Genomic DNA, 16,817 nt, shown 5'->3' on the forward strand with positions numbered 1-16,817 from the left:
AAGCTCCGGGGAACGATTAATCAAGGATTAATTCTACTGGACAATGATCCGAATGCACAGCATCCGTCCATATTTTTGCTCCCTTAATATTATCTTTCAAGGCATTGGACACCATATTATAGTCGATGCGCCAGCCTAAGTTCTTTGCACGCGCGCCGGCTCTATAGCTCCACCAAGTATAATGATGTGGATTTGCATTTAGATGTCTGAACGAATCGACATAACCCGAGTTGATAAACTGCTCCATCCACTCGCGCTCAGCAGGTAGAAATCCAGAACTGTTTGCATTCGACTTCGGATTATGAATATCGATCGGACGGTGACAGATATTGTAATCACCACAAATAACAAGCTTCTCTTTTTCTTTCAATAGCTCATTGCTATAATTTTGAAAATCGTCGAGGAACTTATATTTAAAGTCCTGCCGGATATCCCCTGTCGTACCTGAAGGGAAATACACGCTCATGACCGAAGCTTCATCAAAATCTAATCGAATGGCTCTACCTTCGAAATCATAATCCTCAAAACCGCAACCATATTCAACATGTTTAGGCGTCTTCTTGGTAAAAATCGCCGTTCCGCTATAACCCTTCTTCTGCGCCGGATACCAATAATGCTCATAGCCTAAATCTTCGATAAGCAGAATTTCCGGCACCTGTTCCAGATTCGCCTTGATTTCCTGCAAGCAAATAACATCCGGGTTAGCAATCTTTAACCAATCAATCCATCCCTTTTTTAAAGCAGCACGGATTCCATTAACGTTATAGGTGATGATTTTCATCTTATGGTAATTTATATTCTCTCGACTTCATGGAATCAAACAACTTCGAAAGTCCCTTTTTCGGACCAAGCCCTTGTAGCTCACGCTCCAGATCTCTAGCTTCTGCTCTTGTTAAAAGACGCATGCTAAAGCGTTCGTCGTTATATGGGCGATCATTGTCGTCAGTTTTCACCGCAGCAACAGCATCGACCATCTCCAGACCTTTAACCAACTCGCCAAATACCGTATAGTTTCCATCCAAGTGAGGCGTACCTCCGATGGTTGAATAAGTCTCCCGTTGAAGCGGACTCAACTTCACCCCTTTCAAACGAAATTGTTCCAATGAATCTAATGCCGCCTGACTAAAAACTCGACCTTGTACAAGGTAAAATTGCGAGCCTGAAGATTCCTTTGCCGGATTATTGTCGCGTGCTGCGCCAATTGCGCCTTTCTTATGAATGATAGCAGGATTGATTTCCGCAGGAATACGATAGCTTGGTCCACCATTCCCCAACTCCTGTCTGCTTGCAGCATAACGAGAATCAGGATCTCCACCTTGAATCATGAAATTATGAATGACACGGTGGAACATTAATGAATCATAATAGCCCTCTTTCACCAACTTCACAAAATTGTCCCTGTGCTTTCTCGTTTCATTATAAAGCTTCAAAGTGCTTTCCCCCCTTGGAGTCGATATTTTTACATAATAATGCTTAGGAGTTTGCGCATGCAACATCACGAATGCCAGCATAAAAGCAAACATTAAACTAAGTCTTTTCATATTAAATTACATTTACGTCTTCAAAATAATCGATTATCAAGGATTTGATAATCATTTCCTGTTCCATCAAAGTATAATTTGGAATAGGGTTTATCAATTTCCAGTGTGGCCAGCCCTGCTCATCTAATCCCGAGAGTTCATAAAACCCCAGACTGCTGAACAGCCGACAAGTTGCGATATGCATCAGCTCTTCCTTCTCACGCTTCGAAAATTCTTTCGCTCCTTTTCCCAACTCTTGAACCCCGATCAAAAACAACATCACCTTGATGTCAGGAATATCTGTGTCAAATGTGCGCGCGATTACCTCTTGCAAATGCGACCACTTCTTATTTATCTCTGCTGCTTGCATGATTTCTCTTTTTAATATTTATCGATTCAATTCGTCGATCAATATCTTACAGCGCGCCTCGATCATACGAAATACCGGTTCAAACTGATCTGAATCATAGTAGGGATCCGGAACAATATCATCATCTAAAAACAAGCTTACTTTTCCGCTATGTTCTTCCGAAGTAGATAAGGCTAAAACATCCTTATAATTATTACGATCCATCACAAAGATGCGATCATATTTTTCAAACAGGTCAGGCACAAAGAATTGAGCTCTTTGTGCCGATATATCTATGCCGTTGGTCTTCGCTACTGCTATTGATCTATGGTCTGGCGCGTGTCCTACATGCCAATCGCCGGTACCCGCCGAGTCAATTTCCCAATCCAAACCCGCCTCACGAACCATATGCGCCATGATGCCATGCGCCAATGGCGAACGACATATATTCCCTAAACACACCATCAATATTTTCATGGTTCCAAATATAACATTATTTGACGCATTCAACGAGGTCTGAAGCCATCAAAGCATTGTAAAAACTTTTATGTTTCTAGCCAGTTAAGACTAAAATAATAGGTCTTTATGGCCTCTGAAAACAGACACATTCATCAAAAAAAGGGATGGTTTTCTCAAAAAACCATCCCTTTCTATTAAACAATGTACTATGTTATTCTTAATATTTTAATGGTACGTTGAATTCAACAGTGCTTCCTCTTTCCGGAACACCCGTTACACGTACAATGTTTCTCTTAGTACCCGACAAAGCTGATTCCACTTCATCAACCGAGTTTACTGGCTTACCATTGATTTTCGTAATGACCAATCCTCTTTCTACACCGAAGTAATCAAAAACACCGCCTCTGTGAACTTGTGATACCACCACTCCTGAGCTAATGCCTAATTCTTTCTTGCGTGCATCGGTTGCAGGTACAAAACTAGCCCCTAACTTATTGAAGATCTCCGTTGCTGACGCGCTGGTCTCATCGCCATTCTCTGACTTCGCTTTCGTTTCCTCACCTTTCAAAGTAATCGTTACATCTTTCTCTTTACCGTCGCGTTTGTATGTCAACTTCACCTTATCACCAGGGCGCAATCTCGCTACGTGCTCTTGCAAATCAGGAGATCCGTAAATCGTTCTGCCTTCAATCTTCGTCAATACATCACCTGGTTTAATGCCCGCTGCTTCTGCTGCTCCACCTTTCACGACATCACGAACATATAGACCATTCACATCGGTAATACCAACTTCTTTACGTAAAGCATCGTTGATCTCAGCGAATGTCACTCCAACGTATCCACGCTTCACACTTCCGAATTCTTTGAAATCATCTAAGATCTTTTTCGCTAGGTTAATTGGAATAGCAAAACCATAACCCGCATAAGTACCTGTTGGAGATGCGATCGCCGAGTTGATACCAATTAACTCACCACGAGCATTCACTAACGCACCACCGCTATTCCCTTTATTGATAACCGCATCAGTTTGCAAAAATGATTCTACAGCTGTATTGATTACCTGCTCCTGTGGGCCATAACCATATCCACGTTGTTGTTGCTGTTGCGACTCGCCTAAAATACCAATCTGACGTCCCTTCGCAGAAATAATACCCGCAGTTACCGTCGATTGCAATCCTAGTGGATAGCCTACTGCTAACACCCACTCGCCAATCTGCACATTATCCGAGTTACCTAACTTAACAATAGGTAAATTATTCGCATTCACTTTAATCAAAGCCAAGTCAAAGTTCGCATCGCGACCAATTACTTTTGCTTCGTAAGTTTTCTTATCGGTCAATACCACTTCAATTTTATCGGCATCCTCTACCACGTGGTTATTCGTTACGATATATCCGTCAGGGGAAATAATCACACCTGAACCCGAGGCAGTCTGTGGACGAGCCTGTCCGCGACGTTGCTGTGGCACACCAAAGAATTCTTCGAACAAATCAAAAGGCATCCCTTCACTTCCACCACGCGAACCACGACCACTCATCGTGACATTGATATGGACAACGCCTGGAGTAACTGCTGCCGCAGCCTGCGTAAAGTCCGGATTACCCGTCGAGGACATTAAAGCCTCCTCTCCAGGATTATTTGCATAATACACTTTCTGACGCTCTTCAAACGTCATGTTGTCCATCTGTTTATTTTCAAAGAGCTTATACCCTCCTACCGCAATAGCTCCTCCAACGATGGCCGTTAATAATGTTGCTCCTATCTTTTTCATATATTTACTGAATAATCTAAAAAATCATGTTTCGTATTGCTTAGTTCAAATGTAATACCATTAGATTTTAACAAATAGCTTTTGTCAGTTAAAAAATGTTAACAAAAAGGTTTAAAATCCGAGATTTAACAGCTTTTAACAAATAGAGCTCGAATTGTAACAAGAATATTAAAATTACCGCATATTTTCAACCCCAATGAACAAAGAAATCAAATTTTATAAATATCAAGGTGCCGGGAATGACTTTGTCTTAATTGATAACCGAAATCTCGCTTTTAATGCCGCTGACAACGATTTGATAAAACAACTATGTGATCGTCGTTTTGGTATTGGGGGCGACGGCCTGATGCTGCTTCAAGATACAAAAAATTTCGACTTTGAAATGCTTTATTACAATGCTGATGGTAGAGAGGGCACCATGTGCGGCAATGGAGGCCGTTGCTTAGTAGCCTTTGCACGAGATCTCGACATCATCCAAACAAACACTGCCTTTTTGGCAGTAGATGGGCCGCATGAAGCAGAGATTCATGACAACCAAGTCAATCTAGGAATGATTCCCGTGACTGAGTACCAAATGGATGGCGAGGCTTATGTGCTCAACACAGGCTCGCCACACTACGTTCAGTTTGTAGACAACCTGAACCAGATCAACATGTTCAAAGAGGGGTATGCAATCCGTAATAATGCGACCTATGCAGAGAAGGGCATCAATGTCAATTTTATTGAGAAAGAAGGCGAAGGGTATTTCGTGCGTACTTTCGAACGCGGAGTAGAGGATGAAACTTATGCTTGCGGCACAGGAGCCGTTGCTTCGGCCATGAGCGTAGCTTTGAAAGAAGGGAGGGATGGTGATTTCAATATCCCAATTCGGGTATTAGGAGGACAGCTCTACGTCTCATTTCATAAAGCAGGCAATTCCTTCAGCAAGGTGTTCTTAACAGGACCGGCAATTCAGGTTTTCAAAGGAAGTATTACCCTATAAAAATACAAATGGGGGATCTCTCCCCCATTTTCCTAGACCAATGGTCTAATTTTATTTAAACAAGCTCTTTTAGTTTACTCCAGCCTTCTTAGTCGCTGTTAAATGCATTTCAACTAAATAAGTTCCTGGCAAATTAAACTTCATTCCAAATCTCATCTGAAGGATGTATGATTTAGGATCTGTCTGATAAGTAATCTTATACGGTGGATCCCAGGTGTCTACATAGTCAACAGATTCAATGTACTTATCGTAGATACGATAATAACATAAGATATTATTCGGTTGAGAATCCCAATACACATCAGGGAAACGAGCCTGTGCATAATCATGGATAACAGAAGTCTCCGTTACGGTTGTCTTATACGCAAAAGTTGCCATCGTATTTAAGAACGAATCACCATTAGGTCTACGTTCTAAAGCTTTTCCAGGGAATACCGCACCATTCTTATCATATACTTTCAGAATAACCTGGTTCGGGCCATTTGCATCTCTAGTAACCTTAAAGGTCATGTTCGCACTCTGTTGTTTCGAAATATCGAACCAATCCACATCATGAGGATAACGTTTGCTCGAACCATCCTTAGGATCTACAAGAATGAAATATGGTGCATTAACATGCTCATACAATAAAGGATCATTGATTTTTATTGTTGTAATACCTTTATATTCTTTCGTACCATTCGGATTCTCAATCTTCAAATCCAATAAATACTCACCAACAGGAACACCCTCGGTCGCTTGAGTAAACATCAATTGGCCGCTCTTCTCAATTACTTGTAAAGGAAGGCGCATCTCTTTTGTGCGCTTCGCATCAATCAATGCTAAGGTCGTATCCGTCTTCGGATCATACTTCTCCTTCCAAACCGTAATTTCCGAAGGTTTGAAGAAGGATTCTTCACGTTGTCCCGTTGCCTTATTTCGAACATCGAGAACGGTAATCTTAAATGGTGGAGTTGAGTTGTCCGGAATAATACCCGTAACTATTTTAAAAACCCCACGCTCCGCAACAACAGGGTTAGACCCATAACGGATGTTATCGCTCAAGTATCCTACATCCACCTTCTTACAACCGGCTAAAACCAGCATAGCAAGCAAAACGCAAGATAAAGCCGCTTTATATATTCTTTTCATCGTCGTCTTAATTAATATTTAACCTTAAACCTCTAAGCCATGTGTGGTTGTTCGTCAATACATGAAGTACTCCAGTTGTCGTTTCTATGCCGCTCGTTTGACAGATAAACTTCTGATCTAGCAAGATCGCATTACCCGAAGGATCTTTAATCTGCCCAGCGACAAGGACATCACGTTCCCCGATGATACGCGTATAGTACAGAAACTTAGGACGCTCCGGAATCAAACCACCAGCATTATAATCGTCGTTAGTGTGTGGCTCCAAGGAAATCAAGAATTTGTAATTGTCTAATTTGCTAGCAAATTCTTTCCCATTCGCATCCAAACCATCCCTTACGATTGTTTCAGGGAATAAATAAACAGACATCGAATCACGCAACATCTTCGGCGTAAAGTATTTGAACAAAGTGTCCAAAGTGTAGTTTTTACGTTCGTCGACTGCTCTTACCTGCGCTTGACGTAAGCTCAGAAAGTTCTTGATGCTATAATTTGTTGGAGCAAACATAGTTCCCTTGCTATTGATCAAATCTTTCATCTCGCCTTTGTCGATAATCATCAATAAAGTATCAAACAGCCCACGAGGATGTGATTTCAAATAATCATAGGTCGTCATGTTAACCTTAGGACTACTTACTCCACCGTCGATAACACTGTCTTTCTTACAAGAGAAGAAAAGCATCGCTACAAACGGGATAATAAACAACATATTTATATTTTTCATTTCTTTCTTTTTTAGATTAATATTTACCCATCCAATAAGGAATCTGCGTCAGATCTTTATTCGAATTCAAGTTACTATTGTGAATAGGGAAGTAAAAACCCTTCAAGGCCAAACGATCAGAACCATTTGCTCCACGTGCTAAACTCCAATAGATTAACGAAGATGAGCTAAAAGGAAATTCTGCTTCGCTCTTCTTCTTCCAAATATTACGAACAAGGTCAAAATAATTATGTCCCTCACCGATCAATTCACGTTGTCTTTCCATAAGAATTTCGGTATATAAGCTACGATCATCCATTGCAGTGCTAGCTTGACTAATACCCGCGCGCAATTTAATTTGGTTTAGGGCATCTCGTGCTTCCCCAGAACGCTTCAAATTAAGAAGGGCTTCAGATTTTAACAGAATCAAATCTGCTAGACGAAAAATCACAATATTGCTTTCGGCACGCAAGTTTCCTAGACCCGTCGAATTTTTAAATACGAAATTGCTGTATTTACGCATCGCGTAACGAGCCGTAATCGCACTGTTATCAACCGTAACGGGACCATCATCAAATTTTACAAAGAAATCATCACGACGTAAATCTGCGGCATCGCTATACAAGCGGCTTAGTCGAGATTGATCCACATAGTAATTAGGAACAGCGTAGGGGAATCCAGGATATGTTAAATTACTTGTCGTTGTAAAAGTTAAGTTCGCTGAGAAGACGCCTACAACATCTGGGTTATACCCAGAAGATTCTATTTCGCTGTCTTTCTGAGTAATGACAAATATATTCTCTCTAGCTGTTGCATTTTTAAACACATCACGTACATTTCCTCCTGGCAATAGTGAGTAGTTTGCCGTTTGATTGATCACAGAATCAGCATAAACCAAGGTCTTTGCATAGTCATTCTGGAAAGCCGTTGCATGTGCCAATAATGCCAAGGCTGCGCCTTTGTTCCCTCTTCTTCTTCCCGACTCGTCTACAGACGCCCAGGTCATCAAGGAAGAGGCCTTCTGTGCATCCGAAACTACCAATTTTAAAATCTCATCGCTTGGATTTGCTCCTTTTTGTTCAGCATCATCAGCCGTTTGCGTAGGCTTGGTCTGCAACGGTAAATCGCCCCAAACTCTGGTCATGTAGAAATAAGCCAAGGCACGCATATAATAGGCCTGGCCCAATAAATAGTTCTTTTGACCTTGTGCAAAACTCGCATCCGGAATTTCCGGTGTCTTTGTAATGACCAAATTCGCGACATCGATAATTCTATACCAATTGGTCCAATTATGGACGCCTGTTTCACGATATGGGGTCACAAAACTACCGCTATTGAAAATCTCCGAATGGTTTGTTCCGTCGTTGGTCACAAACTTACCAATCGGCGCATCACCCCAAATGAAGAATGCTTGATTGGTATTAATTGCATTACGGAAAAGTCCATAAGCACCATTCAACGCCCCTTCAACATCACCCGCATTTTTCCAGTACACATTACCGTATGTATCGTTTTTTAAAACGTTCTCAAGTTCTTTCTCGCAGGAAACGAACATGCTGCTCGTTGCTAGCAAACAGATACCTGCAATTGATCGTATTATATTTCTTGTTTTCATTATTTCTCCCTTAAAAATCAAACTGAATACCTAATGTGAATTTCGAAGGCAATGGATAGCCATCTGCCATATCATATCCACGTCCATCTACGCGCTCGGCGTCAATTCCTGAGAATTTCTGTATCATCAACACGTTGTCCATTGAACCGTATAAACGAAGCGTATTTAATTTCGCGCGTTGCATCCATTCATGTTTTGAAGGATTAAAACGGTAAGTAAGATTCACGTTTTTAATACGGATATACCATCCCGGCTCCATGAACATGGATTGTCCGGTTCTCCAGGTATAAAGAGCTAAATAAGGGTTAAATGCAGGATATTGTGCCACATCACCGTCTTGCTTCCAATAGCTATATTGCTCCATATCGCCGATTGAACGTCTAGCTAAGTCGAAAGGATTTCCATAGAAGAAGCTGTTAGACATACGTCGAGCGAAGGATTGGTTCATGATGTCTCTGCCAAACGTGAATGTGGTCAGGATTTGTACCGAGAAATCTTTGTAGCTAAACAAGTTGGTAAAACCACCTACTACTTTCGGGTTTGGATCGCCAAAGAAGGTACGGTCATCCTCTCCAATTGCATCAGAGATTTTATAATCCCCATTCACATCCACCCAATTTGCATAACCCGGCTTCAAAGTACCCCACTTAGTACTTCCAACCGCTCCTGTGTAAGGATTGCTAATCAAGTTACTTTCCGAGCTAATCGCTCCATCCACTAAGAAACCATAGTACATATTCAAAGGCTTACCAACCACGTAAACGGCCTCACCATAATAGATATCACGATTGCCATTTGGCAATGCAGTTACCATATTCTTGTTAAATGCTAAGTTGATCGATGGTGTCCATTGGAATCCATCTTCTTTGTAGATTGCACGACCACCAACGTTCAGTTCCACACCGCTATTGCGTACGGATGCTGCATTGGTAAACGTGCTTAAGTAACCCGTATATTCTGGAATAGTAATACTCAACATCTGACCCGATGTTTCGCGTGTATAGGCATCAATGTTGAAGAATAAGCGATTGCTGAATAAACTACCATCCAAACCTAAGTTCCAAGTAGCTGTTTCTTGCCATGTGATGTTATCGTTCGTGATACCCGCATAATTCGGGATAACTGCAGTTTGGCCCCCATAGGTAGGGACGGTGCCTGAACCTGGGTAAGATGCCTCGCCCGCTAAGTATGCATTGTAGCGGTCATAATCCGTAATACTTGACTCATCACCGGTGATACCCCAGCTACCTCTCAACTTCAACTCGTTGATCCAGCCTGCTTGCGAAGCGAATTCCTCATTCGAAATAATCCAGCCTAAAGCCAATGAAGGGAAATTTCCCCATTTGTTGTTTTTCCCGAAACGAGAAGAAGCATCTTTTCTCCAAACCGCATCCAATAAATAGCGGTTATCATAATCGTAGTGAACAGCCCCCAAGAATGAAAGCTTAGAGTAGGTAGAAAGATCAGTATAGCCCGCTAAACCACCTGTTTTGATACCCTTGATCACTTGAATATTATCATTAGGAATGCCTGACCCCAAAAGGTACATACCGTTATTCGTACGTGTTTCAAATTCATGGATCAAGTTGGCCGTAAAATTATGAACCTCCCCTAAAGTCTTCGTCCACAACAAGTTGTTGGTCAATAAATATTTTCTGTATTGTGTTGAAGTCGATTTACCAGCAGCCAAACCGTCATCGTTCATATAAGATGGTGAGAAGAAGTCGTTCTTTGCCGTCGAATAGTTGATAATGCTACGCGTACTGAGGCGAAAATCATTTAAGAAGCTATAGCGCAATTCTCCTACGCCTGTTAAATCAAGGTTAATATTCTCATTACGTTGATGCTCGTAAGGGTTCAATATCCCATCTAATGTTTCATCAGAGAGTTGGTAAAGCGATGAATACATATCGATTGGGTTAATGCCGTAGACATTTCTATAAGATCCCTCCCGGATATATTGTGTAGTTCCTCTACCCTCCTTTCTATTCATCGTCGACACTTTGAAGTTTGTCAACAACTCTAAATTCTTTGTAAAGTTGAAATTCACATTACTGGTAAATGAGTAGCGTTTAAATCCAGTATTGATAACCACCCCTTTTTCATTGTATAAACCACCGGAAATACGGTAGTTGATATTTTCTGTACCGCCAGATACCGAAAGGTCGTAGTTTTGGATTCCTCCCGGACGGAAAAATAGCTCCTGATAGTCTGTATTTCCGTTGAATGCTGGATTTAAACTATCCGTCAACATGATCGGTAAGTTACCTTGTTGTGCATAGGTACCATAGTGGTATAAGAGCGCAAGCTTTTGATTGCGCTCAGCAACACCTAGCAACGTATTTAGCTTCTCGGGCTTCGTGATGTAGCCCTGGTAAACGTTCAAGCTAATTCTTGGTGTTCCTATACGACCGCGTTTTGTTTTTACAAGGATAACCCCATTATTCGCGCGCGCTCCGTATAGCGCTGCCGCCGATGCATCTTTCAATACGTCGACCGATTCGATATCGTTCGGGTTCAAGCTCGATAAGAAGTTGGTTCCCGTTACGTTGTAAGCACGAACTTCATCATCAGCAATCGGCACCCCATCAATTACATAAAGCGGATTGCTCGTAATGTTTTCCGAATCAAACTGGCTACTCGAGCGTGGGATCGTTGAATTACCACGTATAACTAAGGAGGTCTTTACCCCAGGCATACCGGTAAAGTTCTGAACGTTTACCCCCGGCAGTTTACCTTGAAGCAAAACGTCAATACTCGCTGCAGGAAGGTTTTCGATATCCTTCGCCGTCACACTGGAAATAGAACCTGTAGTTTTTCTACGGTCAATCGTCGTATAACCCGTAACGATCGTTTCCTCTAAGACGTTAGAAGACTCCTCCATCGTTACATTAATTCTAGTGCGGTTTTCCACAGGAACTTCCTTGCGTTGATAACCCACTAGATCAAAAATAAGAACGTCGTTGCCAGCAACATTTACTTCAAAAGCACCGTTATTATCGGTAGCAACTAAAGATTTGTTACCTTTTTTCAGACGAATAGAAACGCCTGTTAAAGCACCGTTCTGATCTGATACAACACCCGTAACTTTAATTTGTCCTATGGCAGCGAAACTGCAACATAAGATGAGCAAAAAGGCGACAAAAATCCCTTTAAACTCCAGAAAAGATCTGCGTAAATCTTGAATCATAAAAAGGCTTGTTAAATGTTAAGGTTTTGTTAATAATTCTGACGATAAAATTAAGTAGGCAAACAAGAATTACAATCAAAAAAACGCTGTCAGAATATCGCTACGCTGTTCGCAAACGTTTGCGAAAAACTTTTTTAATCAAAGCAATCGATTGCTCAATTTTCCTAAAATTGTAACAAAGTTGTTTTTATTGGTTAATAATTCATGAAAACTAACAGTGCATTCCTTAGAAAAATAAATTGCTATTGGGGATATAACATTAAATTAACCCAATACATTTTTACCCAACCTAATATTTGATGTATATTAGTAGCTTTTTCTAGCGTACAATATCCAGCATGCAGCAAGGAACTACTTCATTGCCATATCGTTTAGTTTATTCATTGGGAAGACATCCTTACCTGGGATTTCTCATAGAACCGCACATTGTTCATTTGAATCAAAATGGTTCCTATTCCCTATCGTATAAACGGGTATTCAGCAATACCGTCGATGAATTTGCAGCAGCGCTGGATGATCTAGACCATAAACTGATCAAACTACTAGATGAAATTGAACAAACCCATATCATCAAGCAGTTCCATAAAAAAGCAATCCGACCGGCAGATTACTTCAGCAAAATATTCGATCAAAACATTTACGATTATATCCGGCCCAAAATAGAGCAACGTATGCTCAGCTTCTTAAATCAGGTAGGCGATAAACCCTTATTCCTGATGAGCAAAGATGGTTATCCGGCAGAACAAGAATTACAGATAGCGCCAAAGACAACCTCCATTCTCTTCCATTTCCGACGCAACGACAACGAAACGCGATATTTCCCGACCTTAAAATACGACGGACATCGTATGGAGTTTATGTATAAGGATGCCGAAGTCATCGTGAACCAGCAGGCTTGGCTACTTTTGGATAATACTTTGTATCATTTCGACGAAGAGCTGGAAGGGAAAAAGTTGACTCCCTTTCTGAATAAGCGATTTATATCTATTCCGCGCAACACCGAAAAGAAGTACTTTGAAACTTTTGTGACCGGGCTTATCGAAAAGCATCATGTCTACGCGGAAGGCTTGGACATTATCACCTATAAAGAAAATGCAAGCCCCGAATTGCGAATCATATATAGCCCCGAGGGCGAAGCACAACTGCAGCTCTATTTTCAATATGGCGACTATACCTTTCCGGCAGGAGGAAATCATGCCATCACCGTAAAATATGTCCATCAGCCTGAAACGGATAGCCATAAATTCTATCGAATTAAGCGCTCCACGGCATGGGAAGAAAAAAGAGAAGCCCTGTTAGAACAAATGGGACTACAGAAGGCTGATGCGCTCTTTAGTACTTTCAAACCAAAAGATATCGGGCTAGGTTTTAATCCATCAGCGATAGAATGGGTGAATGAGCATTTAGCAGAGCTTGAACAAGAAGGTTTTCACATCACACAAAGCCATAAGGAAAAGCGCTTCCTGATTGGCAAGACTAGTATCAGTATAGAAATTGCCGAAGAAAATGATTGGTTCGATGTCAAAGCCATCGTGCGCTTTGGCCCCTACGAGATCCCATTTACCTCCCTTCGACAACATATCATCAATAAACAACAAGAGTTTGAGTTGCCAAACGGCGAGATTGCAATTATCCCGCAAGAGTGGTTCTCACAATATGAACACCTGTTTCAGTTTTCATCCAAGAAGGATGAAATCCGCCTTAACCGCGTACATATCGGTCTCTTAAATGATGTCAGCGAACATACAGAGGTCACGATGCAGCGAAAGTTGAATAAGCTGGGCGAATTTGATGAGATAGCCGATATCGAAGCGCCTAAGAAGTTCAAAGGTTCATTGCGCCCTTATCAAAAGGCTGGTTACAACTGGTTCCATTTCCTTCAAGAGTATCGATTCGGCGGACTCCTTGCCGACGATATGGGTTTAGGAAAGACCGTACAGACTCTTGCCCTGTTACAGCATCAAAAGGAACTGCTCGGCCCCAAGGATGCCAAGACCTCTTTATTGATTGTCCCAACCTCCCTAATTTTCAACTGGCAAAAGGAAGCCGAACGCTTTGTACCCAACTTGCGCGTACATCTGCATACTGGTGGCAGCCGCAGCAAAGACAACTTCGCTTTCAGCCATTTCGACCTGATCATCACCACTTACGGGATTGCCCGAATCGATGAGGAACTTCTTTCCGGATTCTTCTTCAACTATATTATCCTGGATGAAAGTCAGAACATCAAGAATCCGCGTTCTAAATCCTTCAGCTCGATAAAACAGCTCAAAAGCAAGCATAAGCTCGCCCTCAGCGGTACGCCTATTGAAAATAGCGTATTAGATATCTGGTCGCAAATGCACTTTGCCAATCCGGGTTTACTAGGCTCCTTCATCTATTTCCAGAAAGAGTTTGTGCAAGCTATAGAAAAGAAAAAGGATGAGGAGAAAGCACGTCGGTTGCAAGCCATTATCAAGCCCTTCGTGCTCCGACGTACAAAATCGCAAGTAGCAACAGAACTTCCGCCAAAATCGGAACAGATATTCTATTGTAGCATGTCGGACGAACAGCTTGAATATTACGAACGCGTAAAATCGGAATACAGAAACGCATTGCTCGACGGAGCCTTCTCCGGAAAAGCATCGCAAATAGCCTTGCTTCAAGGATTGACGAAGCTTCGACAGCTTGCGAACCACCCTTCTATGATCGACCAAGGATACGACGGCGGATCCGGTAAATTTGACGCTGCCATCGAACTCATGGAGTCCATTATTAAAGAAGGAAACAAGGTCTTGATCTTCTCCCAGTTCGTAAAACACTTACAGCTATTCCGCGACCACTTCGATAAGGAAAAGATTCGCTATGCCTACCTTGACGGATCGACGTCAGACCGAAACGCTGCCGTTAAAGCATTTAAAGAAAATGAAGACATCCAAGTCTTCCTTATATCAATAAAGGCCGGCGGTGTCGGACTCAACCTCACCGAAGCCGACTACGTCTTTATCCTCGACCCCTGGTGGAACCCTGCCGTCGAACAACAAGCCATCGACCGTAGCCACCGCATCGGCCAAGTGAAAAATGTATTTATCTATAAATTCATCAGCAAAGACAGCATCGAAGAAAAAATCCTCGCCCTCCAAGGCATGAAAAAATCGCTAGCAAGCTCCCTGATTACCACCGAAGAAAGCTTCGTAAAATCACTGAGCAAAGAAGATATTAGTGAGCTTTTTAGTTAGCTTATTTAGATATAAGATATTAGACATTAGATTTTAGAGCAGGGCGCCGATTAGGCGCCTTTCTTTTTGTGGTTCATCCAACGGTGGAGGGATGTTTTGTTTTGAACTTTTGGTTTAGTAAGGAAAGTTTGTTTTGAAGGAAGGATAGCGTTGTCTTGAACCAGGAAAGGAAGGATAAAAGGATGAGCAGGATCTTGCATAGTTTTTAATGAGGGTATGGGCATCGTGCATTAAAAGAGACGTTTAGTGAAACGTATCTATGCATTGGCATCCAATTGGCTTCTATACAATTTTGAACTATATAGGCGGTATTCGTGACGAATCGCGTAGAGACGTTTCACTAAACGTCTCCTATTAAAAAAATACAACCCATCATTCTATATGTCGCAATACCCGATCTTGCCAATCCTTGCATCCTTCCTTTGGTGGTATTCAAAACAACCTTTCCTTTCTTTCCTGTTTCAAAACAAGCTAACATCTAAAAGCCTCCTTTTAGACACTCCCCTTCTAAAGCCCTTTCAAACCCAATGTATAACCCTTTCAAACCCAATTCAGAGCGGGTATGAAAGGGGTATACATTGGGTAAAGTAGGGTATTGACTAATTGCAGTATAGTAGCATCACAAAAAAACGCTAGAATTTCTCAAGGACACTGAAAAAGCCTAAATTATTTAATAAGTCTTAAAGAAATGACCCACTCTGAATAGTTTTAAAAATAATTATCCAAAAAATGCAGACCGAACTTCTGAAATGTCTGCAGGGTCTGTATATTTCTTAGTAGGTGGAGATATTCTAAATATGAAATCAAATGCAGAAAAAAGAGGAAGAGGTGAAAACTGGAGAAATGCATGTGCTTTAAGAGTTTCTCTTGCTCTTAACAAATCAGGAATTAATATTCCTCACATACCGGATGTAACCTTTAGGGGTAAAGACATTAATGGTAAAGAGGCTTACTTTTCTATACGTGCAAGCGAACTTCATGTCTGGATGATGGAAGAATTCTATCATGGTAATAGAACCGATCTAACAAATGCTGATAGAGCAAATGCAAATGGGGATGGGTTTAAAAACAAGTTATTAGGCAAAGAAGGCATTTACATTATGATTCCTCAAAGGCCAGCTCCTCTTAATTTTGGAGCAAGTGGACATGCTGGAATTTTCACCAATCCACCTTATACCGAATATTATTTTAATTTTCCTTATATTAAACATATAACATTATGGGAGTTACACTAAAACTAGGTTATTTGTCATTGATAATATGTTTACTTTTTGTTGAATGTAAAAGCAAAAAGAAGCAGACAAGTAATATTCCAGAAACGTCATCCGAAATCGGCAAATCTTTCTTTGATGAGATGGAAGCAATATTAACTAAAGAACAATGGATTGATGACTTTAAAAAAATAGCATATTATAAATTACTAAAACGAGGATATAAAAATGATCCTAAGCTTTTACATGAGCTGTTTGAAGTGGCTGATGTTTCACATTTTGAACCTTATTATGGAGATATTTATAGTTCAAGTTTCCAAAACATTGAAAGTCATATGAAAAAAGAATATGACGATATCATACAAGATTCTATAGTTGTCAGTACAGCTTTCAGACCACATCCTGGAAAAAGGGTACTACTGAAAGCACTAAACTTTTATACTAGCGAGCTTTTGGATAGTCTGGCAAAGGAAGAATATAAAAAGTGGCAGAAACTTCCTAGAGAAAAAAGAGACTCTATTTATGGTTTAATTTCGGGATAAGCATCCGTTTATCAGATGGACTGTGTAATAAATAAGGAGCAGACAACAACGGTTTTCTGCTCCTTATTTAGCAATTGTCAATTCTAAAAGGGAAATTTTTAAGTGTGCTTAATCCCTCCTAGCGCTTCT

Annotated in this window: 13 protein-coding genes; 4 read left to right on the plus strand and 9 right to left on the minus strand. The window is 41.1% G+C overall.

The window, feature by feature from the left end; all coding sequences use genetic code 11:
* Positions 1-16: 16 nt before the first annotated feature.
* The 5 genes from DSM08_RS17005 to DSM08_RS17025 all read right to left on the minus strand — a co-directional run bounded on the left by DSM08_RS17005 (position 17) and on the right by DSM08_RS17025 (position 4,099).
* The gene (locus tag DSM08_RS17005) at positions 17-781 is read right to left on the minus strand and encodes an exodeoxyribonuclease III (RefSeq protein ID WP_149527259.1); all 765 of its coding nucleotides are present in this window, start codon (positions 779-781) and stop codon (positions 17-19) included.
* A 1-nt stretch (position 782) separates the two neighbouring features.
* Positions 783-1,541, minus strand: coding sequence for a peptidylprolyl isomerase (locus DSM08_RS17010; protein WP_149527260.1), 759 nt, complete (start codon positions 1,539-1,541; stop codon positions 783-785).
* A gap of 1 nt (position 1,542) precedes the next feature.
* On the minus strand, positions 1,543-1,890 hold the full coding sequence (locus DSM08_RS17015; RefSeq protein WP_149527261.1) for a hypothetical protein: 348 nt from the start codon (positions 1,888-1,890) through the stop codon (positions 1,543-1,545).
* A gap of 18 nt (positions 1,891-1,908) precedes the next feature.
* A complete protein-coding gene (locus tag DSM08_RS17020; protein ID WP_149527262.1) occupies positions 1,909-2,346 on the minus strand; it encodes a low molecular weight protein-tyrosine-phosphatase in 438 nt (145 codons plus the stop codon).
* A gap of 199 nt (positions 2,347-2,545) precedes the next feature.
* Positions 2,546-4,099 carry a Do family serine endopeptidase gene (locus DSM08_RS17025; RefSeq protein ID WP_149527263.1) on the minus strand — a complete coding sequence of 518 codons (1,554 nt, stop codon included), beginning with the start codon at positions 4,097-4,099 and terminating at the stop codon, positions 2,546-2,548.
* A gap of 196 nt (positions 4,100-4,295) precedes the next feature.
* Here DSM08_RS17025 and dapF point away from each other — a divergent pair, with 196 nt between their 5' ends.
* Positions 4,296-5,081, plus strand: a complete 786-nt coding sequence (gene dapF / locus DSM08_RS17030) for a diaminopimelate epimerase (RefSeq protein WP_149527264.1) — start codon at positions 4,296-4,298, stop codon at positions 5,079-5,081.
* 69 nt (positions 5,082-5,150) lie between these two features.
* Here the strand turns inward: dapF and DSM08_RS17035 are convergent, their stop codons facing one another.
* Genes DSM08_RS17035 through DSM08_RS17050 form a run of 4 tightly spaced genes read right to left on the minus strand, consistent with a single transcriptional unit; the run spans position 5,151 to position 11,717 of the window.
* Positions 5,151-6,212 carry a DUF5007 domain-containing protein gene (locus tag DSM08_RS17035; protein ID WP_149527265.1) on the minus strand — a complete coding sequence of 354 codons (1,062 nt, stop codon included), beginning with the start codon at positions 6,210-6,212 and terminating at the stop codon, positions 5,151-5,153.
* 7 nt (positions 6,213-6,219) lie between these two features.
* Positions 6,220-6,933: a hypothetical protein gene (locus tag DSM08_RS17040; RefSeq protein WP_149527266.1), complete on the minus strand. Its 714-nt coding sequence runs from the start codon at positions 6,931-6,933 to the stop codon at positions 6,220-6,222.
* Between the two features lie 16 nt (positions 6,934-6,949).
* A complete protein-coding gene (locus DSM08_RS17045) occupies positions 6,950-8,527 on the minus strand; it encodes a RagB/SusD family nutrient uptake outer membrane protein (protein WP_149527267.1) in 1,578 nt (525 codons plus the stop codon).
* A 10-nt stretch (positions 8,528-8,537) separates the two neighbouring features.
* Positions 8,538-11,717, minus strand: coding sequence for a SusC/RagA family TonB-linked outer membrane protein (locus DSM08_RS17050; RefSeq protein WP_149527268.1), 3,180 nt, complete (start codon positions 11,715-11,717; stop codon positions 8,538-8,540).
* 338 nt (positions 11,718-12,055) lie between these two features.
* Here DSM08_RS17050 and DSM08_RS17055 point away from each other — a divergent pair, with 338 nt between their 5' ends.
* From DSM08_RS17055 to DSM08_RS17065, 3 genes are all read left to right on the plus strand, one after another.
* Positions 12,056-14,935: a DEAD/DEAH box helicase gene (locus tag DSM08_RS17055; RefSeq protein ID WP_149527269.1), complete on the plus strand. Its 2,880-nt coding sequence runs from the start codon at positions 12,056-12,058 to the stop codon at positions 14,933-14,935.
* Between the two features lie 797 nt (positions 14,936-15,732).
* On the plus strand, positions 15,733-16,170 hold the full coding sequence (locus DSM08_RS17060; protein WP_187773899.1) for a T6SS effector amidase Tae4 family protein: 438 nt from the start codon (positions 15,733-15,735) through the stop codon (positions 16,168-16,170).
* Positions 16,155-16,688 carry a hypothetical protein gene (locus DSM08_RS17065; protein ID WP_149527271.1) on the plus strand — a complete coding sequence of 178 codons (534 nt, stop codon included), beginning with the start codon at positions 16,155-16,157 and terminating at the stop codon, positions 16,686-16,688. Before DSM08_RS17060 ends, DSM08_RS17065 begins: the two co-directional genes overlap by 16 nt.
* The last annotated feature ends 129 nt before the right edge of the window (positions 16,689-16,817 follow it).

It is taken from the genome of Sphingobacterium hotanense, assembly GCF_008274825.1.
Lineage (GTDB): Bacteria > Bacteroidota > Bacteroidia > Sphingobacteriales > Sphingobacteriaceae > Sphingobacterium > Sphingobacterium hotanense.